The organism is Mycobacterium vicinigordonae (genome assembly GCF_013466425.1).
GTDB lineage: Bacteria > Actinomycetota > Actinomycetes > Mycobacteriales > Mycobacteriaceae > Mycobacterium > Mycobacterium vicinigordonae.
Genome location: NZ_CP059165.1, coordinates 1,982,361 through 2,008,692, shown reverse-complemented (window position 1 = coordinate 2,008,692; position 26,332 = coordinate 1,982,361). Strand labels below are relative to the sequence as shown.

The window sequence follows — 26,332 nt, the reverse complement described above, 5'->3', positions numbered from 1 at the left end:
GGCTATTAGCCTGGAAGAACAATGAGGAAGCCCTATGCCGCGGTGGTTGTCGGCGCCGTCGCGACCCACATCGCCTACTTGATTTATCTGCCCAGCGGCGGCTTCCTCGCGCTGCGTTGGCGACGCAGCTGCTGGCTGCACGTGCCGGCGGTGTGCTGGGGGGTAGCGGTGGTGACCATGGAGCTACCGTGTCCGCTAACTACGCTGGAGAGGTGGGCGCGGGCCCGGGCGGACATGGATCCGTTGCCGACAACGGGGTTCATCGGCCACTATGTGGACGGGGTAATGCTGCCGGCAAATCGGATCGGGGCCGCCCAGTCGTTTGCTTTCCTGGCGGCCGCGGCGTCGTGGATCGTCCTGTGTGTTCAGCGTTACAAGCGCCGCACCAACCGGCTGCCCTGACGCCGATTTTGCGACGCCGTACCCTGTGTAGCTGATGAAGGATGCAGGTAGGTGACCAAACGCCGCGCCAACGATGCGCCGTCCAGCCGCGATGAACTGGAAAGACAGTTGTCGGCAGATATGCGGGCCATCACCGCCCAGTCCGACCGCATCGGTCGCCATTTCGCCCGCATGAACAACGTCAGCAGCAGCGACTTCCACGCGTTGCTGCACATCATGGTGGCCGATACTGGCGGTCAGCCGTTGACGCTTGCCCAGTTGCGGCAGCGCATGGACGTCTCCCCCGCCGCAATCACCTATCTGGTCGACCGGATGATCGAGGCGGGCCACATCCGTCGCGAACCCGACCCCGACGATCGACGAAAGTGGTTGCTGCGTTACCAGGATCGCGGCATGTCATTGGCGCAGGGCTTCTTCCGGCCGCTCGGCGTTCTTCTCAGCGAGGCGCTGTCCGATCTCAGCGACCGAGACCTCGTGGCCGCTCATCGGGTATTTACTGCGATGGTGGCAGCGATGTCTACATTCGAGGGCGACCTGCTCAACCCGAGTCCTCCAGCTTCAGCTCAGCCGCGGAAGAAGGCGCCCGCCGCGCGGCGTCATGCAACGCCGAAGTAGCGCCGCTCCGGGACAGCAGGCGCTGCTCGATCAGATCCGCGCCGCGGGCCACGCCTCCGGTGGCCGCGAATCCGGCAGCCACCCGACGGGCACCCTCGCCCAGCGTTGCCGCCTTCAGTACCGCGCTGCGCAACCGTTTGACGGTCAGACGCTTCGCGGGCAGCCGAGTCCCGCAGCCGGCGACCTGCACCCGGCGCGCGACCTCGGCCTGGTCGCGTGCGAATGGCACCACGCAGACCGGGACGCCGCGGTCCAAAGCCTTCACCGTGGTACCCATACCGCCGTGGGTGACGGCACAAATCGCCCGGTTCAGCACCGCGGAGTGCGGGACGAAGCGGCACACCGTCGCGTTCGGTGTCCGCGGCAAAGTGGCAGGGATACCGGCCGGAAACGTGGCAACGACGTGGACTGGCTCGTCGGCTAGCGCCTGCAGTGCCACCTCGCCGAGCCTGGCGTCGGCCTGAGCCAGCGAGGACGTGCTGACCAGCACGATCGGCTCCTCGATCGTGGACAACCAGTCGGGGGCGTGCACGCCTTCGGCCGGCTCGAAGGCGCACGCGCCAAGGAAGTGCACGGCGTCACCCCAGTCCGGATGGGGATATTCGAACGGTTCGCCACCCACCGCCAGCAGCATCGGCGCGCGGCGCATCAGCTCGTCCACCGAGCCTATCTGCGGAACGCTCAACTCACGCCGAATCACGTTGATACGCGGCGACATCGGCCGGTCGAGCAGGTGCCTGACGAAGGGCCGCATGGCGGCATCGCGAATCCAGCCGGCGATACCCGGAAGCGGGTACAGCCCGGGCCCGAACGGCGGCGCATATCGGGAGCTCAGGTACGGCGTGAACGGCGAGAATATCGACCAGGCAACGCCGCTGGCCTCGGCCGCTGAGATCGCACCCCAGCAGTTGGCGTCGACCACGACCGCCTCGGGCCGCACCCGTTCGATCGCCGTCTGCAGCTCCTGCGCCTCCAGCACGGCGCGCCGGCACAGCACGTCCAGCGTCATCTTCAGCACTGTCAAGGCGTTGGGCGCCAGCCAGTCCGGGCTGACGATCGCTTCGATCCGAGGGTCGACGGGCTCGACGTGCAGTCCGTACTCGCGCATGACCGCGACGCCAGAAGCCATGGTGCGCCAGTGGACTCGGTGACCGCGCCGCGCTAGCTCGCGCAACAATGCGCCCTGTGGGTAGAGGTGGCCGAGCGCGGGCGAACCGTAGGCCAGGATCACCGCCATGGGTTTAGCTTAGGCGGATATCGCGCGCAGGCTGCGCAGCGCCGCCAAATCTGCTGCGCCACAACCATGCAGGCAGATCCGGAACTCGTCGATGAATCGCTGCAACCACGCGGTGGCGGCCGCCGCGGATTCGATTGCCGGCGACAGCAGGGGGCGCGCGATTGCGACGACGTCGGCGCCCAGCGCGATCGCCTTCGCGGCGTCCATTCCGGTCCGAATCCCCCCCGAAGCGACCAGCGGGATCGTCGGCAGTGCGGCGCGCACCTCGAGTAGCGCCTGCGTGGTCGGTATTCCCCACTCGGCAAGGTCGGGGTACCGCAGTTCGCCGTAGCGGACTAGTTGCTCGACGCGCGACCAGGAGGTGCCGCCGGCGCCGGCGACATCGATGGCCGCCACCGGCGCTTCCCCGGTGCGCCGCAACAATTCGGCCACCGCGGCCGCGCCGATACCGTGACCGACCTCTTTGAGCAGCACCGGGTAATCCAGCATCACCGTCACGTCGTGAAGTCGTTCGATAGAGCCCGCAAAGTCGGTGTCGCCATCGTGTTGCACTGCCTCTTGCAACGGATTGGAATGCACCGCAAGCACATTCGCCTGGACCCGGTCCAGCGCCTGGATGATGTCGGGCAATGCGTCCTTGGTGAACTGGGACAAGCCGATGTTGCCGATCAATAGCACGTCGGGAGCAACGTCGCGCACCGCGAAGCTGGCCGCGGCCCGCTCGCCGCGGCGGCTGTCGAGCATGACGCGTTGCGACCCGAGCATCATGCCGACGCCGAGCCGTTGAGCGGCGGTGGCCAGGTTCCGGTTGATCGTGCGAGACAATTCCGCGCCCCCGGTCATCGCCCCCACCAGGATCGGTGCCCGCAGTGTGGCGCCAAGAAATTCGGTGGACAATTCGATGTCGTCGAGCCGGGTCTGTGTCAGCGCGTTGTAGGGCAGCCGGTAGCGTTCCAATCCTGTGGTCACGGTGGTGAAGTCGACGTCTTCGTATCGGCACACATCGATGTGTTGGCGCTTGCGAAAAGCCATTTCGAACTGGTCGGCGGTCATGGGGCCGAAACCGTAACGGCAACCTCGTTGCGGCGCAGCAGCGGAAGTGTCCACGGCGGATCGTAGAACCAGGCCGCCGCTGCGCCGGTGGTCTCGAATCCGAACTCGCGCAGCGTGTTCATCAACCTGTCGGTTTCCGTGGCTACGGCGCGACTGCTACGGCTGCCGGTGAATCGCCGCACCGCGATCAGCTCGGGCGGAACCTCGACCAGCCGGACAGCGGCGTCGTCGGGCTCTGGCAGGGTGTCCAGCGTCTGGTCGGACGGCATGAAGAAGCGGATCACCCATTCTTGGTCCCCGCGGGCCTGTTGGGCGACCGGCGCAGTCATCGGGATCTGGCGTCCCGCTCGTGCGGCGCCCTGCTGCTCTACGGGGGCGGTCATGAGGATCGCGGAGCGAGTGTGGTTGGCGCCGAAAATGTACCGGGCCAACGTCCGAAAGCCGCGGTTACGGGCCGCGACTTCGTCCGCGCGGACGGTAGTCTCGGCGGCCACCCGCGGACCGTACCTCCGGAGCTGCACGCCGTCGCCCAGTTCCTCGGTGCTGTGTTGGGGTTCCTCTGTGCCGTGTCGGTAACCCACCACCGAGGCGGCCCCGGCGATGATCTTTTCGATCGCTCCAACAGCCGATCCCAGTGGTAATGCCATCGGGCTGAGTGTACCCGCGTCCGGGACATTACTTCATCTTGTGAATGATTAAAAAAGTTAAATTGCCTGGCTGTCAGTGGTCAGATCCGCTCCCCGGTAGCCTCAGCGTCCGGTGCCGCTGCGCAACGAGCGCAATGCGGCGCGTGCCGGCGGTAACGTCGGCAGCACTCGAGGATCGGAGACTGATGAGCGCGCAGAATAAACCCGGGCGTCACTTCCCCTACCGTTACGATTCCCGGGTAGCGCCGCTGTGGCTGCCGTTCCGGTGGCCCGGCGAGCAGGGTGTGACCCTGACCGACGATGGCCGCTTCGTCGCCCGTTACGGCCCTTTCCGCGTCGACGTGCCGGTGTCGCAGATCCGTGGTGCGCACGTCGCCGGGCCATACCGGTGGTGGACGGCAGTAGGCCCCCGCCTGTCGTTCGTCGACGACGGCCTCACCTTCGGAACCAACGCCCACGCCGGTGCCTGCGTCCACTTCGAACCGCGCATCCACCGGGTGCTCGGCCGCAAGGACCACTCGGCACTGACTGTGACAGTCGCCGACCCGCAGGGACTCGTCGCCGCTCTAGGAGTCGCCGAGTAGCCCTGAACCGACAGGTCAAGGCCGAGCGGACTTCAATTCCGCCCGAAAGTCACGCATCGAACCGATGAGGGCAGCGAAAACCCGATGTGCGGCCGCAAGGTCGGCGTCGGAGAACTCGCGCAGTCCGCGGTGCACGTGACCGCCCAGCGGAGTGAAGAAAGAACGGGCCGTGTCTAGGCCGGGATCGGCATAGCGCAGCACCACTTTTCGCCGGTCGGCCGGATGCGAATCGCGCCGGATATGGCCGGAATCGATGAGCCTGTCGACCAGATAGGTGATGGCGGCCCCCGACAGCCCCATCTGCTGGCTCAAGTCTCCGGAGGTCATCGGGCGGCCGGCTGTTTCGGCGACCATGATGTGTAGCAGGGCGCGAAAGTCAGTAGGTCGCACGTCATGTGAGACCGCGAAAAGCCGGCCGATCTGGTCGGCTTCGGTCGACATCTCCCGCAGATCGGCCGAGATCATCGACTCCAGCGCGTCGCGTCCGCAGGACGGCTCATCACGGTCCATTACAAGGTGCAGCATATCTCGATTGCGGTTCGGTTCAGTTGATTAAATTTTCACACACTGAAATGCTTGGAGTTGTGATCTGGCAGAGACTGGCGTCCGCGGTGACGGGCCGCCACTCGTGGTTACTCGCTTTGGGTGTCTTTCTGGTGTCTATCGGTTTCATGGTGCTGATCGGGGGGAATGCCGCAGCGGGCCAGGCGCCGCTGTCGGTGCCAACCGATTCAGATTCCGCGAAGGTACAGACGCTGTCCGAACAGTTCCCCGGGGGTGACCGGGTCCCGCTGATCCTGGTGGTCAACCGGGTCGACGGTACCCCTGATCCCGCAGCGCTGCGGCGGGCGTGTGAGGACGCCCGCAATCGCATGCAGGCCACCGATACCGGAGCAGCCACAGCCGGCGCCACGGCAGCGCCGGTGCAGATGTCAGACGACGGCAAGGCCGCCATCGCCGTGGTGCCGATCAGCGCCGACCTGTCCGGCATTGCGCTCAACGACGCGGTAGCGGCGCAACGCGCCGCTGCCACAAAGGGTTTGCCCGCCGGCATATCCGCACATGTCACGGGAGGGCCGGCGTTCGGCGCTGACATCGCCAATGCCTTCTCCGGCGCCAACATCACGTTGCTCGCGGTCACCGCGTCGGTGGTGGCCCTGCTGTTGATCGCCACCTATCGCTCTCCTGTGCTGTGGCTGGCGCCGTTAGTGGTAATCGCATTCGCCGACCGGGTGGCCGCCGCGATGGGCACCGCGGTGGCGTCGCTGACCGGACTGAGCTTCGACGGATCCACCTCCGGCATCACCAGCGTGCTGGTGTTCGGCGCAGGCACCAACTACGCGCTGTTACTGATTTCGCGCTACCGCCAAGAACTTCGGCGGCACCGCGACCACCGCGACGCGCTGGCCCGGGCGGTCCGGGCGGCCGGGCCCGCGATCGTTGCCAGCAACGCCACCGTGGTGCTAGCGCTGCTCACCTTGATCGCCGCCCGCACCCCGAGCACCCGCAGCCTGGGTGCGCTGGCCGCCTGCGGACTGCTGGTCGCTGTGTTATCGGTCCTGCTGCTGCTGCCCCCGTTGCTGGCGTTGTGCGGGCGCCGCCTGTTCTGGCCGTTTATCCCGCAACCCGATCAGCACGACGACTCGACACCGTTGGAGTCTGGCGTCTGGCACCGCGTCGCCGAATCCGTCGCCCGCCGGCCGGTGCTAGTCGCCTCCGTCACCATCGTCGTGTTGGCCGCGCTTGCCACCGGGCTGCTAGGCGTGCGCATCGGGCTCACCCAAACGGAACAATTTCGCGTCCAGGCGGATTCGGTGACTGGCTACGACACCGTTTCCGCACACTTCCCGGCAGGCCAGGCCAACCCAACCGAGGTGATCGCCCCGGTCTCGCAAACCCCGCAGGTACAGCAGGCCATCACAAGCACGCCGGGCGTGGTGTCGGCCCGTCCCACCGGCTCTTCGCCAGCCGGGTTTACGAAGTGGTCCGTGGTGACCGACGCCGCACCGTCCTCACCCCAGGCTTTCAAAACAATTGCGGCATTGCGTAGTTCGACCAAATCGCTGGGCGCCCTGGTAGGCGGTCCCGACGCACAGGCGCTCGACGCGCGCGATGCCGCAGTGCACGATCGACAACTCCTTATCCCAGCGATCCTCGCGGTCATTCTGCTGGTGTTGTACGTGCTGCTGCGGTCGGCCCTGGCGCCGCCGACGCTGCTGGCGGCGACGATCCTGGGTGCGCTCGCCGCACTGGGCCTCGGCGGCTGGGCGAGCATGCACGTGGTCGGCTTCCCTGCGCTGGACAACATCGCCCCGCTCTACGCATTCCTGTTCCTGGCCGCGCTCGGTGTCGACTACACCATCTTCCTGGTCACCCGTGCCCGGGAAGAGGCCGCCGAGCACGGTGCGCGCGACGGGATGGTCCGTGCGGTCTCGGCCACCGGCGGTGTCATCACCAGCGCGGGAATTGTTCTGGCAGCAGTCTTTTGCGTACTGGGAGTGCTGCCGCTGATCGTGATGACCCAGTTGGGCATCATTGTTGGACTGGGTATCCTGCTGGACACTTTCGTGGTGCGCACCCTGCTGATCCCGGCGCTGTTCGCTCTGATCGGGGACCGCATTTGGTGGCCCGCCACCCTAAACCGGAAGGAGTCGACATGAATCGAAAGACCCTGACCGCCACAGGCTTGGCCGTGGCGGCCGTCGCCATCTCGGGAGCGGTGGCCAGCCCGGCACGAACCCCCGGCTGGTACGAGGGCCTGCGCAAGCCGTCCTATGTGCCGCCCGGGCCGGTGTTTCCGGTCGCGTGGACTTCGCTGTACACCGACATCGCGGTCAGCTCGGCGGTAGCCATCGACCGGTTCCACGAGACCGGCAAGGACGACAAAGCCCGCAAATACGTTGCCGCGCTGAGCCTGAACCTGCTGATCAATGCGGTGTGGAGTTGGCTGTTCTTCGGCTGGCACAAACTCGGCGCCGCGGCGTTGGGCGCCGTCGCGCTGACCGTCAGCAGCGCTGACCTAACCCGGCGCACGGTCGCCGCGGACCGCCGGGCCGGCCTAGCCCTGCTGCCCTACCCGTTGTGGTGCGTTTTCGCCACCCTGCTGGCCACCCGCGTCTGGCGACTCAACCGCTGAACCATGGCTACTCTGTTGTGGTTTCGGCGCGACCTGCGGTTGCGTGACCATCCGGCGCTGGCAGCCGCCGCCGAAAGCGACCACACTCTGGCATGTTTCGTGCTGGATCCTCAGCTGGAAAGATCCTCGGGTGAACGCCGCCTGCAATTTCTGGGAGACTCGCTACGGCAGTTGCAGCAGGATCTGCACGGGCGGCTACTGGTGGTAAGGGGGCACCCTGAACAGCGAATTCCGCAGTTGGCTAAGGAGATCGAGGCATCGGCGGTACACATCTCCGAGGATTTCGCACCGTTCGGTCGTCGCCGCGACGAGCGGGTCCGTGATGCTCTCGGCGATGTACCGCTGGTGCCGACGGGTTCGCCGTACTTGGTTTCGCCAGACCGCATCGCTAAGGACGATGGCACCCCGTACAAGGTGTTCACCCCGTTCTACGGCCGGTGGCGCGACACCGGATGGCGGTCACCGGCGGCGACGGACGCGGACTCGGCCACCTGGCTCGACCCGTCTCGGGTGACGGGCAACGGGCTGCGGCAGGTCGCGATTCCCGATCCGGGTGCCACGTTGGACGTTGCCGCCGGTGAGGCACAGGCACTTTCGCAGTGGGCCGAGTTCTTGGACGACGGCATGGAACGCTACGGAAAGGACCGCAACCGTCCGGACCTCAGGGGCACTAGCCGCATGTCCGCGCACTTAAAGTTTGGCACCATCCATCCCCGGACCATGGCCGCCGACCTGGACATGCGACGTAGTGGGACACAAGAATACCTGCGACAGTTGGCCTTTCGCGACTTTTACGCTGCTGTGCTGTATCACTGGCCGGACAGTGCCTGGCAGAACTGGAACCGTGACTTCGACAGCATCCGAACCGACACCGACAAGGGCGCCGATCAACGATTCGAGTCCTGGACTGCCGGCCAAACCGGGTTCCCAGTGGTCGACGCGGGGATGCGCCAGTTACGCGAGACTGGCTTTATGCACAACCGGGTGCGCATGATCGTCGCATCGTTTCTGGTCAAGGACCTGCACCTGCCGTGGCAGTGGGGTGCCCGCTGGTTTCTGCAGCAGCTCGTCGACGGTGACATGGCCAACAACCAGCACGGCTGGCAATGGGTCGCTGGCAGCGGCACCGACGCCGCACCTTATTTCCGGGTGTTCAACCCGACCAAACAAGGCGAAAAGTTCGACCCCGCAGGAGATTACATCCGGCGCTGGGTGCCCGAGCTGGCCGGTATCGACAACGTCCACCTGATCAAGGACGAGCGACCCGCCGGATATCCGGCGCCGATCGTCGACCACGCCACGGAGCGTCAAGAGGCGCTGCGCCGTTACGGCGACGTCAGCGCAACCACTTGACCAGGGCCGGTTTGCTGTCCGGGTTCCACCGTATTGTCGCCGCTGCGGGAATCCGCATGCCATGATTCTGCGACCAGCAAATATCGGATACCTCGGCAGCCAGGAGGCGCAATGCGGCGGATGGTTCGGACATTCATGGTTTCGGGTGCGGCCGTAGGGTTGCTGGCCAGCGTCGGGGCCTGCTCGTGTTCGATCGGATCGAAGTCCGCGAGTGCGGTCAGCAAAAAGGACGTCGAGGGGCAGATCAGCGCAAAGATGACCGACGCCAACGGCAGCAAGCCGAGCTCGGTCAGTTGCCCGAGTGACCTGCCGGCCAAGGTGGGCGCCCAGACCGACTGCGTCATGACCGTGAAGGACGAGAAGTACAACGTCAACGTCACCGTCACCAGCATCGACGGCAGCAACGTCAAGTTCGACATGGTGGAGACCGTCGATAAGGACGAGGTCGCCCACATCATCAGCGACAAGCTGTACCAGCAGGTGGGTGACCGGCCCGAATCGGTGACCTGCCCGGAGAACCTCAAGGGTTCAGTCGGCGCCACGATGCGCTGCGAGCTCAAGGACAACGCCAAGACATACGGCATCAGTGTCAACGTCACCAGCGTTGTCGGCGGCCAGGTGAACTTCGACTTCCAGGTCGATGACCATGCGGAATAGGCGCAACATCAACAGTTTTCAGAAGTAACCCGAATGACCATGGACCGGCGACCCGGCCCGACAACTACGCCGCGAGCCAGCAGAAATAGCCGCTCGCAGCGCAGCCAGGCAGGCCCGGCAAGTCTTACTCGGTGATGGGGTACCGCTTCTCGGCTGCCACGGTGGCGAAATCAACCGGGGGACGGCGTCGCCCGGCGAATGCTCGCCTGCATCGTGACGGGCGCCGCAATGGTGTTCACCGTTACTAACGGGACGCTTTCTTGCGCTCGATGTCGGCTAGCGCGGCAGCCAACTCAGCACGTTGCGCGGCCGAGGTCTCCCAGGAAAGCTTACGGTTCTTCACCACTTTCGCCGGGGCGCCGACGGCGATCGAATAGTCCGGGATGACACCGCGCACCACGGCGTGCGATCCGAGCACGCAGCCACGTCCGATCGACGTCCCGCGCAGCACCGACACCTTGACCCCGATCCAGGTGTCCGGACCGATCCGCACCGGCGACTTGATGATGCCCTGGTCTTTGATGGGCAGCGTGATGTCGTCCATGCGGTGGTCGAAATCGCAGATGTAGCACCAGTCAGCCATCAGCGCTGAGTCGCCGAGCTCGATGTCCAGGTAACAGTTGACGACATTGTCGCGGCCGAGCACCACCTTGTCGCCAAAGCGCAGCGAGCCTTCGTGCGCGCGGATGGTGTTCTTGTCCCCGATGTGGACCCAGCGGCCGATCTCCAGCTGCGCCAGTTCGGGCGTGCAGTGGATCTCCACACCCTTGCCGAGGAACACCATGCCGCGGGTGATGATGTGCGGGTTCTGCAGCTTGAACTTCAGCAGCCGCCAATAGCGCACCAGGTACCACGGGGTGTAAGCCTTGTTGCGCAGCACCCACTTCAGGGAAGCGAGGGTAAGGAATTTGGCTTGGCGCGGGTCCCTGAGCCGCCCGCCAATCCAGCGGCGATGCAGCGGCGCACCCCACATGCTCGTCATGGCCCGCAAGCCTAGCCCGCCGACGATGCGCGCTTAAACGGCGGGCAGAGGAGGCGGGCAATCCAACCCCGCCCGCCGACGATGCGCGCTTAAACAGCGCGCTTGCGCTGAAACGGGTAAGGAGGCGGGCATCAAGCCCCGCCGAGGAGTTACGCGTTACCCTCACGTGTACTCGAAAGCGAAAGGAACCCGTGCTCGCCCGACGCCTGCTGACGGCCGTTCTGGTGGCTGCGCTCACCCTCGCCCTCGGCGGTTGCGGCAACACCGACTCCTGGGTCGACGCGGCGCCGGCGCTGGGCTGGCCCGCTCAGTACGCGGACGCCGCGAACAGCAGCTACACCCCGACCAGTGGCGCCACCAAACTCACGCTGCGCTGGACGCGTTCGGTCAAGGGCAGCCTGGCGTCCGGGCCGGCGCTGGGCGCGCGTGGATTCCTGGCCCTCAATGCGCAGACGCCCGGCGGTTGCTCATTCATGGAGTGGGAAAGCGTTAACGGGCGACAGCGGTGGTGTTTGCGGCTGGTCCAGGGTGGCGGCTTCGCCGGCCCCCTGTTCGACGGATTCGACAACCTTTACGTGGGGCAGCCGGGGTCTATTATCTCGTTTCCGCCTACGCAGTGGACACGCTGGCGCGAACCGGTGATCGGCATGCCGACCACCCCTCGGTTCCTTGGCGACGGCCACCTGCTGGTCAGTACGCACCTGGGACAGCTACTGGTTTTCGACACCCACCGCGGTGCCGTGGTGGGCACGTCGATCGATCTGGTGGACGGCGTGGACCCCGCCGACGCGACGCGCGGACTGGCCGACTGCCTGCCGGCCCGCCCGGCCTGCCCGGTGGCCGCGGCTCCCGCATTCTCGAAGGCCACCGGGATGGTGGTGGTTGGTGTGTGGCAACCGGGAGCACCGGCCGCGGGGCTGGTCGGGCTGAAGTATCACGCGGGTCAACTCTCCCGCGAATGGACCTCCGACGCCGTCGGCGCCGGAGTGCTGGGCTCACCGGTGTTGTCCCCTGACGGGCAGACCGTCTACATCAACGGCCGCGACCGGCGGTTGTGGGCACTGAACTCAGCCGATGGCAAGCCGAAATGGTCTGCACCACTTGATTTTTCGCCGCAGACGCCGCCTACGGTCACGCCGCAGGGACTGATTGTCTCGGGCGGTGGCCCCGACACCCGGCTGACGGCTTTCCGAGATAAGGGTGACCACGTGGAGGTGGCCTGGCGACGCGAGGACGTCACCGCGCTGACGACGTCGAGCGTGGCCGGTGACGCCGTCGGCTACGCGGTGGTCTCCGGTCCCCCGCACGAGAACGACCCGGGCATGTCGCTGCTGGTGTTCGACCCGTCGAACGGCCACACCACCAACAGCTACCCGCTGCCCGCGGCTACCGGCACTCCGGTCGGAGTTTCGGTGGGCAAGGACCGCCGCGTATTGATCTGCACCAGCGATGGTCAGGTCTACAGCTTCGAGGCGGCGTGAGTGCAGCCGACGTCTAAATCGCCAGCGGCGGGATGGAACTGCGCGGCACCTGCACTTGGGTGGCGCCAGCGAACGACGGCAGCAACTCCCCCTGCGCGAAGTAGAAAATCAGTGCGTCGTCGGTGATCGCGAAGTTCTGGTAGTTGGTCGGGTCGTGTCCGGCGCCCGCCGAGACCGCGTATCCCAATCCGCTTTGAAGTTCTAGCTCGCGCTGCACGATCGGGAAGATGGTGTCCAGCGCGTTGGTGTTGGGCGCGAACAAGGTGTCGAAGGTGATCGGCTGCTTGGTCACCAGGTTGTAATTGAAGGATTTGAACCAGTTCGACGGGCGGGCCCCGCCGAGGTCCTGGAAGAACTTCAGCACCACGCTGCGGGTGTGCGGGGGCTGCCCGGAACTGTGCTGGTCGTTCGTGGCGTCCATCTGGTACGGCTGGTCACGACGTCCGGACCCCTGAGCGACGTTGACGAACCCGTCGCGATTCTGGGTGATGTAGTCGGTCAGCGCCTGCTGGTCGGGGTAGTCGGCGGGAAACGTGATGTCAAGTGTGTAGGTGGCACCCGACTGATGAATGTGACAGGTCTGGTCCTCGAGCGAGCCGCCCAGGCTGGCGCACGAAGGCGGCGCGGCGGCTGCGATACCCGCCGGCCAACCCCACAGGAACGCAGCAGCCAGCGCCGCGGTCGCCATCAGATAACGCATCGTCGAAATGTCCTCGCAGACCCGAAAGGGAGATGTCCTGAGTTGTAATCGCCGTCAGCGTACCCGGCGTTACCGCGAGGGCCGGCAGACGTAGGCCACCGCCCGGCCGGCGGCCCCCGTGCCGATCCGGGCGATCACCACCGACAGTGCACGGCTGCCACGCAGCCGCAGTCGTCGGCGCAACGCGTCCGGGTCCACGCCGACCCCGCGAACCAGGATCTCGGCCGCCCCGCAGTCCAGCGCGGCCAAGGCGGCACGCAGTCCCCGTTCGTTGTAAGCCAGTTGATCGAGCACCTCGAAGCCGCGCACGCGGGGCGGCAGCCGCTCTCCCGACAAATAGGCGATGTCGGGGTCCAGTTGCCACAACCCGTGCCGCGCCGCGTAGTGACGGACCAGCCCCGCGCGCACCACGGCGCCGTCAGGGTCCACGATCCAGCGTCCGACCGGCCGTACCTCGCAGTCGTCGGGTTCGGCCGAGGTGAACTGCTCACCTAGATCCAGGATGGTCGCACGCATGCGCGCGCCGGGCTCGGACAGTCCGGCCGACCACAGACAGGTTTCGCGGACCGAACCGCGCCAGGACGTCACCTCGATCTCGCCGTCGAACCCCAACCGACGCACTTCGTCGAAATCTATTCCGGGAGAACACTTTACGACTAAGTCGCGGCGCCGATAGGTGTCCAGCAGGGAATCCAGCGGCGGCTGGTACTGAACCGGGTCAAAGCGGCGCCGCCCCGCACTGCGCCGCGCCGGATCGACGACGACGACTGCGTCGCGGGTCACCGGGCGCAGCGCGTCGGAGCGGCACAGATCGGCGGCGTCGCCGAGGTTGTGTCGCGCCATCGCCAGCCGAATCGGGTCGAGGTCACTGCCGATCGCCCTGGCCGCCACCGGGCGCAGCGCCGCCAACTCGGTGCCGATCGAACAGGTCGCGTCATGCACCACCCGCCCGGCCAGCCGGCCCGCGCGATGCACCGCGACCGGCGCCGCGGTCGCCTGCTGCAACGCCTCGTCGCTGAACAGCCACCCGAGTACGTCACCAAGTTCACCGAGTTTGTCGACGGCTTTGCGGCGCAGCAGCGTCGTCTCCACCAGAACCGGGGTCCGGTTGGCGAATCGGGAGCGCACCGCGGCGACATCAGCAATCCGGGTGGCCGCACTCAGCTCGAATTCGGCGACCACCGCCAGCGCCGCGACGCCGGCATCCGAGCGCAGGTAGCTGACGTCGTCGACGTCGAACAGACTCAGGAGGGTTTGACCCCGGTGACCATGACGTTGTAAAACCAGCCCTTCGGCGCGACGTGACGCCAGACGTTGGCGTCCAACCAGCTCAGCGCTTTCCAGCCGTTGAACGCAAACTTCGCCCAACCCCAGCCCAGCCGGCCGGGCGGCACCGAGGCCTCGAACGTTCGCACCGGCCAGCCGAACATGGCGGCGGTGAACTCCTCGCTGGCAGTCTCCACCTCGACCGCGCCCGCATTGGCCGCCATCCGCTCCAGGTCCTCTGGGGCGAAGGTGTGCAGGTCCACGATCGCCTCCAGCGCCGCGGCGCGACTCGATTCGTCGAGTTCTTCCTGCGGACGCCGCCAGCTGCTAAGTAAGGGAAGCTTGGTGACGTTGGTGGCCACCCGCCAGGTCAGCGTGGACAGGCCGCGCGCATAGACATTGCCGGCGCTGGTCGGCTCGCCGGCGAAAACGAATCGGCCGCCCGGTTTGAGCACCCGGATCACCTCGCGCAGCGACAGCTCGACATCAGGGATGTGGTGCAGCACGGCGTGCCCGACGACCAGGTCGAAGGTGTTGTCGTCGTACGGGATGCCCTCGGCGTCAGCGACCCGGCCGTCGATGTCCAGGCCCAGCGACTGGCCGTTGCGAGTGGCGACCTTGACCATGCCCGGTGACAGGTCGGTGACCGAGCCGCGCCGGGCCACCCCCGCCTGGATCAGGTTGAGCAGGAAGAACCCGGTGCCGCAGCCCAATTCCAGCGCTCGGTCGTAGGGCAGTTCGCGGAGCACCCGGTCGGGCACGATCGCGTCGAACCGGCCGCGCGCGTAGTCCACGCAGCGCTGGTCGTAGGAGATCGACCACTTCTCGTCATAGTTCTCGGCCTCCCAGTCGTGGTAAAGCACCTGGGCGAGTTTGCTGTCGTGACGGGCGGCCTCCACCTGCTCCGCGGTGGCGTGCGGGTTCGGAACGGCGTCGGCGTCAGGGGCGGGGCTCTTGGTGGTACTCCTCGTCATGAGGGGCAAGCCTATCGGTCTTACGAATCCCTGTCGGCGCCACCGCGTTGACCTGCGGCGAAGACCTCGACGTAACGGCGCTGCTCGGCGTCCCGCCGGCCCAGGTCGCCGCACGCGGCGTATACGTCGTTGATGCCTGCCTTGGCCGCTGCCAGGGCGGGCGAGGGGCCCTCCAGGAAACGACGTGCCCACACCGCCGCGGCGTCGTAGACGTCGTCGGGGGCCACCATGTCGTCGATCAAACCCAGCGCCAGGGCCTCCTCGGCGTCGAAGAACCGGCCGCTGAATACCAACTCCTTGGCCCGGCTCGCGCCGACCACATGGGTCAATCGGGCCATACCGTCGCCACCGGGAACCAGTCCCGCCAGGATCTCCGTGGCACCGAATTTCACGTTGTCACCGCTGACCCGCCAGTCCGCCGCCAGCGCCAGCGTGAGGCCGGCGCCCAGGGCGTATCCGGTGATAGCGGCGACTGTGGGCTTGGGTATGGCGGCGACGGCGTCGATGGCCTCGCAACGCACCCGGGCGGCGGTGCCCGCCCCGGCGGCATCCAGCGTGCGCAGTTCGGGGATGTCATCGCCGGCGGAGAAGATCTCGTGGCCGCCGAACAGGATCACTGCGCTCACGTCCTCGCGGCGGCCGAGTTCGTCGGCTGCGGCAATGATCTCGCGGTAGACCTGTCGCGTCATCGCGTTGGTGGGCGATCGCGACAGCAGCAGCATGGCCAGGCCGGCGTCTTGGGACCCGTCGCTGACCACGACGCTGACGAACTCGCTCACTTGGGCATCCCCAGGGGCCATTGCATGGATCCGCCCTTCTCCCGAGCCGCGTGGTAGCGGTCGGAGTCGAAGAATTCGAAGACCCAGTTGTCGCCCCGCTTCTCCAGCAGCGGTTGCACGGTTACGATTTGGCGCTCGACGGCTAGCACGTCTGCCACCGTTCGCCCGGCCAGCGAGTCGAGCTGCGTCCAGGTCGGCGGGAGGAGCACATTGCGGCCCGCCTCGAAGTCATCGACGGCGTTGCGCGGCGACTCCCATCCGGCCCGGTCGGACTCGGTGTTCTCGCCGTCGGCGCGCTGGCCATCCGGGAGGGCGCCGACGAAGAAATAGGTGTCGTAGCGCCGGGTCGGCTCGGCTTCAGGGGTGACCCAGTTCGCCCACGGGCGCAGCAAGTCCGAGCGCAGCACCAGCTTCTCGGTGCGGAGGAAGTCGGCGAAGGACAGGGTACGGTCGGCCAGCGCGTGACGCGCCTCCCGGTATACCGAGGCGTCCCCGACGATACTGTTCGCTGCCGACACGGCCTGGTCGGCGGGTCCGGCGAACAGCACACCGGATTCCTCGAAGGTCTCCCGGGCGGCGGCGCACACCAGCGCCTCGGCCAGGCCGGCTTCGATCCCGAATCGTTGCGCCCACCACTGCGGCGGCGGACCGGCCCACGCCCCCAGTTCGACCAAGTCGGCGTTGCGGTCGCGGTCGTCGACACCGCCGCCGGGAAACACGATGACGCCGGGCGCGAACTCCATCTGCGAGTGGCGGCGCATCAGGAAGATGTTCAGTCCCCCGGGCGCGTCGCGGATCAGCATCACGGTCGCTGCCGGGCGCGGGGGGAGCGGCACGTGGGGTTCGGTCATGACTGCCTCCGGTGAGCTGCCCGGGTACGCACCCGGCGGGCGAAGTAGCGTCCATCGACCACATCCAGTGCGATCCGCTGGCCGAACGCCGCGGAGAGATTCTCCGCGGTCAGCACATCGGGCAACAGGCCGGACGCGACGACCTGGGCTTCGGAAAGCAGTAAGCAGTGGCTGAACCCGGGGGGCACCTCTTCCACGTGATGGGTGACCAGCACCAGCGCGGGAGCGTCGGGGTCGGCGGCCAGATCGGCAAGCCGGGCCACTAACTCTTCGCGACCGCCCAGGTCCAACCCGGCGGCGGGCTCGTCGAGGAGCAGCAGTTCCGGGTCGGTCATCAGCGCGCGGGCGATCAGCACCCGCTTTCGCTCGCCTTCGGATAGCGTCCCGTAGCTGCGGTCGGCCAGGTGCTCGGCGCCCAGGCTCTCCAGCATGTCCAGTGCCCGCCGGTAGTCGACGTCTTCGTAGCGCTCGCGCCAGCGGCCCAGGACCGAATAGCCGGCCGAGACGACGAGGTCGCGCACCACCTCGTCGCTGGGGATGCGCTGCGCCAAAGCCGAGGAACTCAGGCCGATTCGCGCACGCAGTTCGCTGACGTCCACGCGGCCCAGCCGCTCCCCCAGGACGAACGCTATGCCGCTGGACGGGTGTTCGGTCGCGGCCGCGATGCGCAGCAACGACGTCTTGCCGGCGCCGTTGGGGCCGATGATCACCCAGCGTTCATCGAGTTCGACGGCCCAGTCGAGGGGGCCGACCAGAGTGCGCCCACCGCGGCGCAGCGCGACGTTTCTGAAGTCGATCAGCAGGTCGGGGTCGGCCTGTTCGGCATCGGTTTCGGGGCCGGTTTCGGGCACTCGCCCATCGTGCCGTACCGCGGCGCCGCGACGGCCCTCGGGTGCCCCGCCCGCCAGCAGCTATAGATCGTTGCCGGCATAGGACAGGTTGAAGCTCTTGTTGGCCAGCGGGAAGTCCGGGACGATCGTGTCGGCCATCGCGACCGGCAGCGCGGGCCAGTTGAACCACGACGGGTCGACCACCTTGCAGCGGGTGATCACGCCGTCGTCGATCTCGACGCGGTGCACGATGGTGCCGCGCCACCCTTCGACAATCCCCACTCCGCGGCGCCGGCCGGCAACCACCGGTAGCGGTGCTGTGTGGCGCAGCGCGCCAGCATGACGCTCGATCAGGGCGCAAGCCAGCGCAACGGATGCGGCGAACTCGTCGCGCCGGATCGTGTAGCGGGCCAGCACGTCGCCGTCGGTATTGGCGGCCACGGCAACCGGCAGTGTGGTGGTCGGATGGTCCCGCCGGGCGTCGCTGCAGATGCCGCTAGCGCGGGCCACGTAGCCAAGGCAACCCAGCGCACGGGCATGCTCGCCGTGAAGCACGGCGGTATCGGCGAAACGGTCGTAGATCACCGAGTTGCCCAACGTCAGCGCGGCGATCTCGGCCACGTCGGTCCCCACCGCCTGCAACTCAAAAGGATCCGGAAGCTGTTGCAGGACAACGCCTCCAGGACGGATCGCGGAGCGGAGCAGGCGATGGCCGGTGAGGCGGTGGTTGATTCGCAGCACCAGTTCGCGCACCCGCTGGGCATGTGCGTTGGCCAACGCGAAGCCGACATCGTTGGCCAGCGCGCCCAAATCGGTAGCGTGGTTGTAGAGCCGTTCCAGTTCGATCACTAGGGCGCGCAGGACGTGCACCGGTTCAGCGACCTCGATGCCCAGCGCCTCCTCCACGGCCAGGCTGTAGGCCAGCGCGTGCGCAGCCGAGGTGTCGCCGCTGATGCGCTCGGCCAACGGGAGAGCATCGGCGGACTGCCGGCCCTCGAAGAGCTTCTCGATGCCCCGGTGCACGAACCACAGCCGCGCTTTGAGCCGCAACACGGATTCGCCGATCACCGAGAAACGGAAGTGCCCTGGTTCGATCAGGCCGGCATGCACCGGCCCCACCGGGATCTCATAAACCCCGGGTCCGTCGACCGTCACGAATGGAAACCCGCTCACGGTGGCAAACTCCGGTGGCCGTTCGGCGCCGCGACGCATCGGGTACCATCCCGACGGCCAGTGCGCATGGCTCACCAACCTCCGAGGCTGGGGATGTCCTTGTGGCACAACACCGTAGAGATCCATCATCTCTCGTTCGAAGCGACCGGCAGGGATGGACAGGTGCGCGATTGAGGGCACCGATGGGTTCCCGGAGCGGGTGGTCAGGGTGAGTTCGACGCGACGGTCCGGTTGCCCGGCCAGCAGCAGGTACACGATGCGCAACGCATCGTCATCATCGTGGGCAGCTACCAGCGCCAGCCGAAAACCGTCACCCAGCAGCTCCCCCACTGCGCCCGCAAGCTCGTCGGCGGATACGCTGCGGCACAATATTTTCGGCGGCACTATCCCACTCCGAACTGGGTCGCGGCAGTGCTGAACAGACCTGTCAGCGGTCCGGCCGTCACGCCCAGCGCCAGGGATGCCACGAGGCCGGCAACCAGCGCGACCGCTACGGTGGCCGGTACCGCGATGGGTGGCGCGTCCGCCTTAGGACTGCCGAGCAAAATGCGGCGAGCATTGCTGACCAACGCCGCGAATGCCACCACCATCAGCAGCAGCGCAACACCCAGCACCCACGACAGCCGGGCATCGGCCAGCGACCGGGCGATCGCGAGCTCGCTGGCGAACATGGCGAATGGCGGAAAGCCAAGCAGTGCAACAATTCCAACCGCGAACGAAATCCCGACCAGCCGGGAGCGCGAGAGCACGGCGCTGATGTCACCGATGGCGGTCGAGTCATGCGCGGCCTGCAACTGGCCGCCGGCGAGGAACAGCACCGTCTTGCCGACTCCATGGGCGAGCACGTGCAGCAGCAGCGCCGCGATCGCCAGCTTGGTCCCGGCCGCGGCGGCGACCGCGATCAGGCCCATGTTCTCCATCGACGAATAGGCCAGCATCCGTTTGAGATCCGATGCGACGGTGAGCAACAGCGCAGCGACCAGGACAGTTGCCAACCCGACGGTTAGTAACCCTGCCCGCAGGAAACCGGGGCCTACCGCCGCGTCGATTACCGTCCGTAGCCGGATCAGCACCGAAAATGCCACGGAGAGCAGCACTCCGCTCATCAACGCCGATACCGGTGCCGGCGCTTGGCTGTGCGCGTCGGCCAACCACCCGTGAAACGGCACCAACCCGACCTTCGCGCTGTACCCGATCAGAAGCAGCCCTCCCGCCAAACGGGTCACGGCGGGGTCGAGGTGCGCTGCACAAGCCGCGAGTACATCAAAATTGAGTGCGGTCGCACCGGCGGCACCGCCATGGCGCGCAGCGAAGTACAGCAGCACCGTGCCCAGGAACGCAACGGCGATCCCGACCGAGCAGATCACCACGTACTTCCAGGTGGCTTCCAGCGCGGTGCGGGTCCGTCGGTGCCCGACCAGGAACGCCGTGATCACCGTGGTGGCTTCGACGGCGACCCAAATCACCCCGATGTTGTTGGCCGAAACGGCGGCAGCCATGGCGGACAGGAACCCCGGCGTCAGCGCCCCGTAGAGTCGTGCGTCAGGTCGATCAGTGTGGCCGTGCGCGAGTTCGGTATCGATGTAGCCAATGCTCGCCCAGGTTGCCAGGGTGCCGACAACGCCGATAACGATCAGCATGGTCACCGACAGCGCGTCGGTCCGCAGCAATCCGCCTAGCGCCACCACGGGCCGCGCATGGGTCGTAATACCCAGTGCCACACCTGATCCCAGGATGGTCAACGCCGACAGGATGGTCGTGGCCGCGGTCCGGCGGCGCCATCCGCCCGCCCAGGCGACCAGGGCGGCTACCGCGGGCGCCATGATCGGTAGCAGAATCAAGATCGTCATCAGTCTCGCAATCCCTGTAGCCGATCGAGCTCGGTGTCGCCGAACATCCGGCGCAGCCGTCCGGTGAGCACACCGAGCACGATTAACGCGAACAGGACGTCCAGCGAGCCACCCAATTCGACGATCAGCGGCACACCCGCGGTCAACAGGAACGCCGTTGCTGCAATCCCGTTGTCCAACATCAGGAATCCCGCCGCCTGTGAGATCGCGTGTCGGCGGGTCACCATAACGAATAACGCGATCAGCACCACCGCCAACCCGGCGGGCGCGGCATTGACCGCGGCATCGGGGTCCAACCGCACCAGCGGTCGGCTGACAGCCAGGGCCAGCACCGTCAGCCCCGCCGCGATCAGCAGCGACGCAGTAGTGTTCACCAGCGGGGTGGCCTCACGGTATTCCTGAGCGCCCAGGGCGCGGGCGAGCAGCATCGGCAGCACGACTCCGCGCAGCACAAACAGTGCGACCCCAACGCCGATCAACTCCCAATCGTGTTCGTGTACACCGAGAATCATTGGGATCGCGGCCAGCGCGACACCTTGGGCGGCAAGCAGTCGTACGATCGACCGCAAATCCCGTCGCCATACGATCATCACCGCGGCTAGCACCAAGCCTCCCGGAGCCAGATCGAGCACACTCGCAAAGTTCGGATCAGTCATGTGATCACGCCTGTCCTGCAAAGAAATTGGCCGAGCTGACGGCAAGTAGCGCTAACAGGAACGAACCGGCGAGCAATTCGGGTACCCGGAACAGTCGCAGCTTGGCGAGGAAGACCTCCGCACCGGCCAGCACGACGGCGGCCAGCAGGACCTTGACACCGATCGCCGCGACACCGATTCCCACTCCGATCAAACTCGGCCGACCGCCCGCAATACCCCACGGTACGAATAGATTCGCCAACAGCGCCAGCAGTACGGTCAGGCGCATCGCCCCGGCCCACTCGACGAGCGCAAGTTTGGGGCCGGCGTACTCAAGCACCATCGCTTCGTGCACCATGGTTAATTCCAGGTGGGTCGCCGGATTGTCGACCGGTAGCCGCCCGGTCTCGGCGATGATGACGATCACCAAGGCGACAAAGGCCAGAATTCCGGTCAGCGAAACCACCGCGCCAGGGTTGTGCAGGGCGAAGCCGACGATGGCGCCGAGATTGGCCGATCGAGCGGGAATCGACAGCGCGAACACTGCCAGCAGGATGGTGGGCTCGACCAGTGCCGCGATAGTGATCTCACGGCTGGCACCCATGCCGCCGAAGGAGGTCCCGGTGTCAATGCCGGCCAGCGTCAGCGCCACTGTCCCCAGAAACAGCAGACCTACCACGGCGAACAGGTCTGCGACGGGGTCCAACGGCGAACCGGTCGCGACCAGCGGTACCACGGCGGCGATCAGCAGCGTAGTGGCAGCCAGCAGTACCGGTGCCGCCGCAAACAACACCGTGGTGCCTTCCGGCTTGACCTGCTGTTTGCGCAGCTGCTTGCGCAGATCTCGCCATGGCTGCAAAACGCCTGCACCACAACGGCCTTCCGCGCGGGCCCGCACTTGGCGCATCACCCCAATCACCAGCGGCGCCCCGGCCATTACGCCACCGATCTGAGCTGCTCCGGCCACCGCCGACATGGCGTTCATCGCGCCACCATCAATATGATCAGTACCCCGAGTGCGCCGTAGCCCAGATACAGATGCACACTTCCGTTGTGCGCGAGTCGGATTGCCCGTGCGCATGCGGCCACGGCGCGCAACACCGGTGCGTAGAGGCGTACTTCAACGGCGTCGGTCAATTTGGCGTGATAGGCGATCTTGTCGACGTGGTAGCGGGTTCCCTCCAGGTGTGTCACCTCGATGCCAGTGTCGGGTCTCAGCACATCGTCGAAGACCCGTTGCAGCGGTTGAGCGAAGGAGGTCGCGGTGTACTGCATGCGGGCGGTGAGTTCGTCTGCCCCGCAGGCCCACAGCGCCGCCGTGACGGGCTGTGGGCGACGGCGCGACCCCCATCTGGTTAGGCACAGCACCAGCACCACGGCAACTAGCATTGCCAACGCAAGCAGGGTGGGCGATATCGAGCCGTCCATACCAGGGAGCCGCAGCACCAAGCCGAGGGCGGACAGATTGACCTCGCGAAAGAGCGGAACGCTGGCCAGCACGGACTGCAATGCATCGGTGACGACGAACGGCACCACGGCCAGGATGACGCAGCCGCCGGCCGCGCCAACCATTGCGGCGCGCATGCTGACCGGCACTTCCCGCGCGACCGCTGCCCCCGGCGAGCGGGGACGCGCCAGGAAGCCGGTCCCGAAAGCCTTGACCATTGCGGCCACCCCTAGGCCGGCTGTCAAGGCGACCGCACCCACCCCCAACGGGGTCACCAACCCGAGGAACGTATGCTCGGGCCGGGCGTGAATCAGTGACTGCACCAACAGCCATTCGCTGATGAAGCCCGCACCCAGCGGCAGGCCGGATGCACCTAGCGCAGCGATGCCGAAAGCTATTGTGGTGTATGGCATTCTCCTCGCGAGGCCGCCAAGCCGGTCCAGGTCGCGCCCGCCGACGGCCACCAGTACCGATCCGGCCGCCATGAACCCGAGGCTCTTGAACGCCGCATGTGCGACGAGGTGCAACAGCGCCGCCGTCATCGCAATCAGGGCGGCGGCGCCCGCCCCAGATGCCGATAACAGGATGGTCGCCCCCAGCGCCAGCGTTACCAGACCCATGTTCTCGATCGTCGAATAGCCAAGCAGCCGTTTGAGATCGGTGGCCACCGACGCCTGTAGCACCCCGTACAACGCCGATACCGCACCGACCGCGAGCAGCGTCGCACCCCACCATCGCGGACCGGGGCCGAGCACTTGCAGGTCTATCCGGATGATCCCGTAGATACCCAGGTTGACCATGGCCGCACTCATCAGGGCCGACACCGGACTGGGCGCCTCGGGATGTGCGCGCGGTAGCCAGGCATGCAGCGGTAGCAAACCGGATTTGGAACCGAATCCCAGCAGCGTCACCACAAAGACCGCCGTACGTGTCCACTCCGGAACGGCGGTCATTTCGGCGAACCGATAGGTGCCAGCGGCGGCGGCCAATACCATCAACCCCAGCAGGATGGCGGCGAATCCCAGCTGCGTCATTGTCGCGTAATAGACTGCGGCGGAACGCACTTGCGCCCGGTGATGGTCGGTGGCCAGCAACATCAATGAGGTCAGCGCCATCAATTCCCAGGCCAGCAGGAAGGTGGGCACCGAACCTGCGGCGGGCACCAGCAGCATGGCCGTCACGAACAACGGCAACATCAGGTGCGCAGTGGCGCCGAGTTGTTCCCGTCGTGCGTATCCGATGCTGTAGATGCCGACCACAACGGCCACTGCGCCCGTCAACGCAATGAAGAATCCGCCTAGACGGCTGACGTCGAACTCCACTCCGCTCAGCGGGAGCAGCCAGGCCAACCGCAGCGGCGGCAGCGTGCCGAATAACGCCGTGAGCCCCAAAGCCACTCCCCCGGCGCCGATCCCCGAGGTCGCGAGCCCACTGAGCAGCGGCCCGATTCCGTTACGGCGCAACGCCTGAGAGTGCGCAGTCGGCGAGTCCGCGAGGGCCGCCGTCACCGTCCCGTCACCGACCGCAGGGCCGCGACCACCTGGTCGGGCGAGGGCGGACAGCCGGCAATCTCCACGTCGACAGGCACGATCTCACCGACGGCGCCCACCACGCCGTAGGCTTCGGCGAACACGCCGCGGTTGAGTGCGCAGTCGCCGCAGGCGATCACCACCCGCGGTAATGGTGTGGCGGCCAGGGTGTTTCGCAGCGGCTGGGCCATGTTTCGTGTCACCACCCCGGTGACCAACAAGGCGTCCGCGTGCCGGGGCGAGGCCACCAACCGGGCACCGAATCGCTCGGCGTCATAGACCGGCCCGAACGCCCCGGAGATCTCCACTTCGCAGCCGTTGCAGGAACCCGCGTCGACGTGGCGCACCTGCAGGGAGCCAGCCACGCCGCCTGGCGGGGGGACGGCCTGTGCAGGTCTGCTCTGCGCAGTTTCGGCAACGCGGCCGAGTCGCAGGATTCTGCCCAGCCAACTCATCCGCCCGACCTGTGCGCGGGAACGGCGGCGCGCAGGTCCTCTAGGACGGCGACCTGGCCGGTGAGCATCCCGGTCAGCACCTGTCGGGCCACTGTCATAAGTTCGGCGATCAGCGGCGAGGTGATCGAGTAGATCACGGTATTGCCGTCCTTCGTAGCCGTGACCACCCCAGCGCGGCGCAGCACCCCGAGTTGCTGGGAAAGGTTGGACGATTCCAACCCGACTTCGGGCAGCAACTCGGCCACGGTGTGGTCGCGCTCGGACAGCAGTTCCAGGACCCTGACTCGCGCCGGGTGGCCCAGTGTCTTGAAGAACTCGGCTTTCAGCTTGTACAGCGGAGTCGACACCCGCAGACCTCACTCAAGAATCTATCAACTTAGCAATTGAAGAATTCATCATATAGTGCACCACTGCGGCGCGCGAGCCGGCTAGCGCGAGCCAGCTAGTCGGCGGGTATCTCCACTCGGCGCATCACGCCGTCCACCGCGTCGGCCGCTTCGATCTCACCGCGAGTTACGCCCAGCAGAAACAGCACGGTGTCCAGGTACGGATGACTCAACGACGCGTCAGCAACCTCCCGCAGCGCAGGCTTGGCGTTGAACGCAATCCCCATCCCCGCCGCGGCCAGCATGTCGATGTCGTTGGCACCGTCGCCCACGGCAACCGTCTGCTCCATCGGTACGCCGTATTGGTCCGCGAATTCGCGCAGCGCGGTGGCTTTGCCGGCTCGGTCGACAATGGTGCCAACCACCCGGCCGGTGAGCAAGCCGTCGACGATCTCCAGCTCGTTGGCCGCGACGTAGTCCAGCTTCAGCGCCTCGGCGAGCGGCTCGATGATGGGCCGGAACCCGCCGGACACCACACCGCAGCGAAATCCCAAGCGCTGCAACGTACGTATCGTGGTGCGAGCGCCGGGCATCAACTCCAGCCGGTCGGCGACCTCCTGGATCACCGACGCCGGCAGGCCCGCCAGCGTGGCCACCCGCTGTTCCAGCGATTCGGCGAAGTCCAGCTCACCTCGCATCGCGGCCTCGGTGATAGCCGCTACTTTGCCCTGCGCGCCCGCCCGGGCAGCCAGCATCTCGATGACTTCGCCCTGGACCAGCGTGGAGTCGACGTCGAACACAATGAGCCGTTTGGTCCGCCACGCCAGACCGTAGTCCTCGACGGCGACGTCGACGCGCTCGTCGCTGGCCACCCGGGTCAAGGCGGTCTGCAACGGCTCGAAGGCACCCCGGGGCACCGACACCCGCAACTCCAGGCCCGTCACCGGGTAGTCGGAGACACCACGGATGAAGTCGATGTTTACGCCCAGAGCCGCCACTTCACGCGCGACCGCGCCGAAAGCTCCGGCGGTGATCGGCCGGCCCAGCACAAAGATGGTGTGCGTGGAGGGATCCTGGATGATCGGCAGATCGTTGCTGCGCTCGATCGTCACGTCCAGACCCACGCCGCGGATGGCACACTCGACGTCGTCGCGCAGCTCGGTGCCGTCGGCAACCTCAAGCGGACAGGTAACCAACACCCCGAGCGTCAGCCGGCCCCGGATGACCACCTGCTCGACGTTGAGCAGTTCGACACCGTGCCGGCCGAGCACCTCGAAGAGCGCAGAAGTCACCCCGGGCTGGTCGATGCCGGTGACCGTGATCAGCACCGACACCTTGGGTGAAACAGTCACCCGCGGATGCCGCCAATC

Annotated in this window: 27 protein-coding genes; 8 read left to right on the top strand and 19 right to left on the bottom strand. The window is 66.6% G+C overall.

What is annotated here, in order from left to right; translation table 11 throughout:
- Positions 1-21: 21 nt before the first annotated feature.
- Together H0P51_RS09155 and H0P51_RS09150 are read left to right on the top strand one after the other, a co-directional pair.
- A complete protein-coding gene (locus H0P51_RS09155) occupies positions 22-402 on the top strand; it encodes a DUF2784 domain-containing protein (protein WP_180917617.1) in 381 nt (126 codons plus the stop codon).
- 51 nt (positions 403-453) lie between these two features.
- Positions 454-1,017, top strand: coding sequence for a MarR family winged helix-turn-helix transcriptional regulator (locus H0P51_RS09150; protein ID WP_246398519.1), 564 nt, complete (start codon positions 454-456; stop codon positions 1,015-1,017).
- Here H0P51_RS09150 and H0P51_RS09145 read toward each other — a convergent pair.
- The 3 genes from H0P51_RS09145 to H0P51_RS09135 are packed head-to-tail and all read right to left on the bottom strand — an operon-like array spanning position 941 to position 3,954.
- A complete protein-coding gene (locus H0P51_RS09145) occupies positions 941-2,254 on the bottom strand; it encodes a glycosyltransferase (protein WP_180917616.1) in 1,314 nt (437 codons plus the stop codon). The genes H0P51_RS09150 and H0P51_RS09145 overlap by 77 nt on opposite strands.
- Positions 2,255-2,263: 9 nt before the next feature.
- A complete protein-coding gene (fni, locus tag H0P51_RS09140) occupies positions 2,264-3,307 on the bottom strand; it encodes a type 2 isopentenyl-diphosphate Delta-isomerase (protein WP_180917615.1) in 1,044 nt (347 codons plus the stop codon).
- Positions 3,304-3,954: an SOUL family heme-binding protein gene (locus H0P51_RS09135; protein ID WP_180917614.1), complete on the bottom strand. Its 651-nt coding sequence runs from the start codon at positions 3,952-3,954 to the stop codon at positions 3,304-3,306. Before H0P51_RS09135 ends, fni begins: the two co-directional genes overlap by 4 nt.
- 185 nt (positions 3,955-4,139) lie before the next feature.
- On the opposite strand from H0P51_RS09135, the gene H0P51_RS09130 reads away from it, so the two are divergent.
- On the top strand, positions 4,140-4,538 hold the full coding sequence (locus tag H0P51_RS09130; RefSeq protein WP_180917613.1) for a hypothetical protein: 399 nt from the start codon (positions 4,140-4,142) through the stop codon (positions 4,536-4,538).
- Positions 4,539-4,553: 15 nt separating this feature from the next.
- On the opposite strand, the gene H0P51_RS09125 is transcribed toward H0P51_RS09130, so the two are convergent.
- Positions 4,554-5,063, bottom strand: a complete 510-nt coding sequence (locus tag H0P51_RS09125; RefSeq protein ID WP_180917612.1) for a MarR family winged helix-turn-helix transcriptional regulator — start codon at positions 5,061-5,063, stop codon at positions 4,554-4,556.
- A 59-nt stretch (positions 5,064-5,122) separates the two neighbouring features.
- On the opposite strand from H0P51_RS09125, the gene H0P51_RS09120 reads away from it, so the two are divergent.
- The 4 genes from H0P51_RS09120 to H0P51_RS09105 all read left to right on the top strand — a co-directional run bounded on the left by H0P51_RS09120 (position 5,123) and on the right by H0P51_RS09105 (position 9,684).
- Positions 5,123-7,198 (top strand): MMPL family transporter, encoded by a 2,076-nt coding sequence (locus H0P51_RS09120; protein ID WP_246398518.1) that lies wholly within the window; start codon positions 5,123-5,125, stop codon positions 7,196-7,198.
- Entirely contained in the window at positions 7,195-7,674 is a 480-nt protein-coding gene (locus H0P51_RS09115; RefSeq protein WP_180917610.1) for a TspO/MBR family protein, read from the top strand. Before H0P51_RS09120 ends, H0P51_RS09115 begins: the two co-directional genes overlap by 4 nt.
- Before the next feature lie 3 nt (positions 7,675-7,677).
- A complete protein-coding gene (locus H0P51_RS09110) occupies positions 7,678-9,027 on the top strand; it encodes a cryptochrome/photolyase family protein (RefSeq protein WP_180917609.1) in 1,350 nt (449 codons plus the stop codon).
- 111 nt (positions 9,028-9,138) lie between these two features.
- Entirely contained in the window at positions 9,139-9,684 is a 546-nt protein-coding gene (locus tag H0P51_RS09105; protein WP_180917608.1) for an anti-apoptotic protein, read from the top strand.
- Positions 9,685-9,928: 244 nt separating this feature from the next.
- On the opposite strand, the gene H0P51_RS09100 is transcribed toward H0P51_RS09105, so the two are convergent.
- Complete coding sequence (locus H0P51_RS09100; RefSeq protein ID WP_180917607.1) at positions 9,929-10,666, bottom strand: acyltransferase; 738 nt, start codon at positions 10,664-10,666, stop codon at positions 9,929-9,931.
- A 191-nt stretch (positions 10,667-10,857) separates the two neighbouring features.
- Here H0P51_RS09100 and H0P51_RS09095 point away from each other — a divergent pair, with 191 nt between their 5' ends.
- Positions 10,858-12,147 carry an outer membrane protein assembly factor BamB family protein gene (locus H0P51_RS09095; RefSeq protein WP_180917606.1) on the top strand — a complete coding sequence of 430 codons (1,290 nt, stop codon included), beginning with the start codon at positions 10,858-10,860 and terminating at the stop codon, positions 12,145-12,147.
- Positions 12,148-12,160: 13 nt separating this feature from the next.
- On the opposite strand, the gene H0P51_RS09090 is transcribed toward H0P51_RS09095, so the two are convergent.
- The 14 genes from H0P51_RS09090 to serB form a co-directional block, all read right to left on the bottom strand.
- On the bottom strand, positions 12,161-12,847 hold the full coding sequence (locus H0P51_RS09090; protein ID WP_180917605.1) for an esterase: 687 nt from the start codon (positions 12,845-12,847) through the stop codon (positions 12,161-12,163).
- Positions 12,848-12,916: 69 nt separating this feature from the next.
- A complete protein-coding gene (locus H0P51_RS09085) occupies positions 12,917-14,089 on the bottom strand; it encodes a class I SAM-dependent methyltransferase (protein WP_180918845.1) in 1,173 nt (390 codons plus the stop codon).
- Positions 14,090-14,091: 2 nt separating this feature from the next.
- Entirely contained in the window at positions 14,092-15,087 is a 996-nt protein-coding gene (locus H0P51_RS09080) for a class I SAM-dependent methyltransferase (RefSeq protein WP_180917604.1), read from the bottom strand.
- A 20-nt stretch (positions 15,088-15,107) separates the two neighbouring features.
- On the bottom strand, positions 15,108-15,866 hold the full coding sequence (locus H0P51_RS09075; RefSeq protein WP_180917603.1) for an enoyl-CoA hydratase: 759 nt from the start codon (positions 15,864-15,866) through the stop codon (positions 15,108-15,110).
- A complete protein-coding gene (locus H0P51_RS09070; protein WP_180917602.1) occupies positions 15,863-16,717 on the bottom strand; it encodes an NUDIX hydrolase in 855 nt (284 codons plus the stop codon). Before H0P51_RS09070 ends, H0P51_RS09075 begins: the two co-directional genes overlap by 4 nt.
- Positions 16,714-17,568, bottom strand: a complete 855-nt coding sequence (locus H0P51_RS09065; RefSeq protein WP_180917601.1) for an ABC transporter ATP-binding protein — start codon at positions 17,566-17,568, stop codon at positions 16,714-16,716. Before H0P51_RS09065 ends, H0P51_RS09070 begins: the two co-directional genes overlap by 4 nt.
- 60 nt (positions 17,569-17,628) lie before the next feature.
- Entirely contained in the window at positions 17,629-19,107 is a 1,479-nt protein-coding gene (locus H0P51_RS09060; RefSeq protein WP_425489034.1) for a hydrogenase large subunit, read from the bottom strand.
- Complete coding sequence (locus H0P51_RS09055; protein WP_180917599.1) at positions 19,104-20,570, bottom strand: proton-conducting transporter transmembrane domain-containing protein; 1,467 nt, start codon at positions 20,568-20,570, stop codon at positions 19,104-19,106. Before H0P51_RS09055 ends, H0P51_RS09060 begins: the two co-directional genes overlap by 4 nt.
- Positions 20,570-21,226 carry a hypothetical protein gene (locus H0P51_RS09050; RefSeq protein ID WP_180917598.1) on the bottom strand — a complete coding sequence of 219 codons (657 nt, stop codon included), beginning with the start codon at positions 21,224-21,226 and terminating at the stop codon, positions 20,570-20,572. Before H0P51_RS09050 ends, H0P51_RS09055 begins: the two co-directional genes overlap by 1 nt.
- Positions 21,227-21,230: 4 nt before the next feature.
- Positions 21,231-22,181, bottom strand: coding sequence for a respiratory chain complex I subunit 1 family protein (locus tag H0P51_RS09045; RefSeq protein ID WP_180918844.1), 951 nt, complete (start codon positions 22,179-22,181; stop codon positions 21,231-21,233).
- Positions 22,182-22,186: 5 nt separating this feature from the next.
- On the bottom strand, positions 22,187-24,100 hold the full coding sequence (locus H0P51_RS09040; RefSeq protein ID WP_246398760.1) for a proton-conducting transporter transmembrane domain-containing protein: 1,914 nt from the start codon (positions 24,098-24,100) through the stop codon (positions 22,187-22,189).
- A gap of 56 nt (positions 24,101-24,156) precedes the next feature.
- On the bottom strand, positions 24,157-24,636 hold the full coding sequence (locus H0P51_RS09035) for an NADH-quinone oxidoreductase subunit B family protein (protein WP_180917596.1): 480 nt from the start codon (positions 24,634-24,636) through the stop codon (positions 24,157-24,159).
- Positions 24,633-24,983 (bottom strand): ArsR/SmtB family transcription factor, encoded by a 351-nt coding sequence (locus H0P51_RS09030; protein WP_180917595.1) that lies wholly within the window; start codon positions 24,981-24,983, stop codon positions 24,633-24,635. Before H0P51_RS09030 ends, H0P51_RS09035 begins: the two co-directional genes overlap by 4 nt.
- 95 nt (positions 24,984-25,078) lie before the next feature.
- Complete coding sequence (serB, locus tag H0P51_RS09025; RefSeq protein ID WP_180917594.1) at positions 25,079-26,314, bottom strand: phosphoserine phosphatase SerB; 1,236 nt, start codon at positions 26,312-26,314, stop codon at positions 25,079-25,081.
- Between the last annotated feature and the right edge of the window lie 18 nt (positions 26,315-26,332).

Excerpts from the sequence above, each read along its gene's own strand:
- H0P51_RS09090 (WP_180917605.1), bottom strand. The coding sequence starts at position 12,847 with ATGCGTTATCTGATGGCGACCGCGGCGCTGGCTGCTGCGTTCCTGTGG.
- H0P51_RS09125 (WP_180917612.1), bottom strand. The coding sequence starts at position 5,063 with ATGCTGCACCTTGTAATGGACCGTGATGAGCCGTCCTGCGGACGCGAC.
- H0P51_RS09105 (WP_180917608.1), top strand. The coding sequence starts at position 9,139 with ATGCGGCGGATGGTTCGGACATTCATGGTTTCGGGTGCGGCCGTAGGG.
- H0P51_RS09055 (WP_180917599.1), bottom strand. The coding sequence starts at position 20,570 with ATGACGATCTTGATTCTGCTACCGATCATGGCGCCCGCGGTAGCCGCC.
- H0P51_RS09110 (WP_180917609.1), top strand. The coding sequence starts at position 7,678 with ATGGCTACTCTGTTGTGGTTTCGGCGCGACCTGCGGTTGCGTGACCAT.
- H0P51_RS09080 (WP_180917604.1), bottom strand. The coding sequence starts at position 15,087 with ATGACGAGGAGTACCACCAAGAGCCCCGCCCCTGACGCCGACGCCGTT.
- fni (WP_180917615.1), bottom strand. The coding sequence starts at position 3,307 with ATGACCGCCGACCAGTTCGAAATGGCTTTTCGCAAGCGCCAACACATC.
- H0P51_RS09050 (WP_180917598.1), bottom strand. The coding sequence starts at position 21,226 with ATGACTGATCCGAACTTTGCGAGTGTGCTCGATCTGGCTCCGGGAGGC.
- H0P51_RS09115 (WP_180917610.1), top strand. The coding sequence starts at position 7,195 with ATGAATCGAAAGACCCTGACCGCCACAGGCTTGGCCGTGGCGGCCGTC.
- H0P51_RS09070 (WP_180917602.1), bottom strand. The coding sequence starts at position 16,717 with ATGACCGAACCCCACGTGCCGCTCCCCCCGCGCCCGGCAGCGACCGTG.
- H0P51_RS09100 (WP_180917607.1), bottom strand. The coding sequence starts at position 10,666 with ATGACGAGCATGTGGGGTGCGCCGCTGCATCGCCGCTGGATTGGCGGG.
- H0P51_RS09130 (WP_180917613.1), top strand. The coding sequence starts at position 4,140 with ATGAGCGCGCAGAATAAACCCGGGCGTCACTTCCCCTACCGTTACGAT.
- H0P51_RS09155 (WP_180917617.1), top strand. The coding sequence starts at position 22 with ATGAGGAAGCCCTATGCCGCGGTGGTTGTCGGCGCCGTCGCGACCCAC.
- H0P51_RS09145 (WP_180917616.1), bottom strand. The coding sequence starts at position 2,254 with ATGGCGGTGATCCTGGCCTACGGTTCGCCCGCGCTCGGCCACCTCTAC.
- H0P51_RS09045 (WP_180918844.1), bottom strand. The coding sequence starts at position 22,181 with ATGTCGGCGGTGGCCGGAGCAGCTCAGATCGGTGGCGTAATGGCCGGG.
- H0P51_RS09035 (WP_180917596.1), bottom strand. The coding sequence starts at position 24,636 with ATGAGTTGGCTGGGCAGAATCCTGCGACTCGGCCGCGTTGCCGAAACT.
- H0P51_RS09135 (WP_180917614.1), bottom strand. The coding sequence starts at position 3,954 with ATGGCATTACCACTGGGATCGGCTGTTGGAGCGATCGAAAAGATCATC.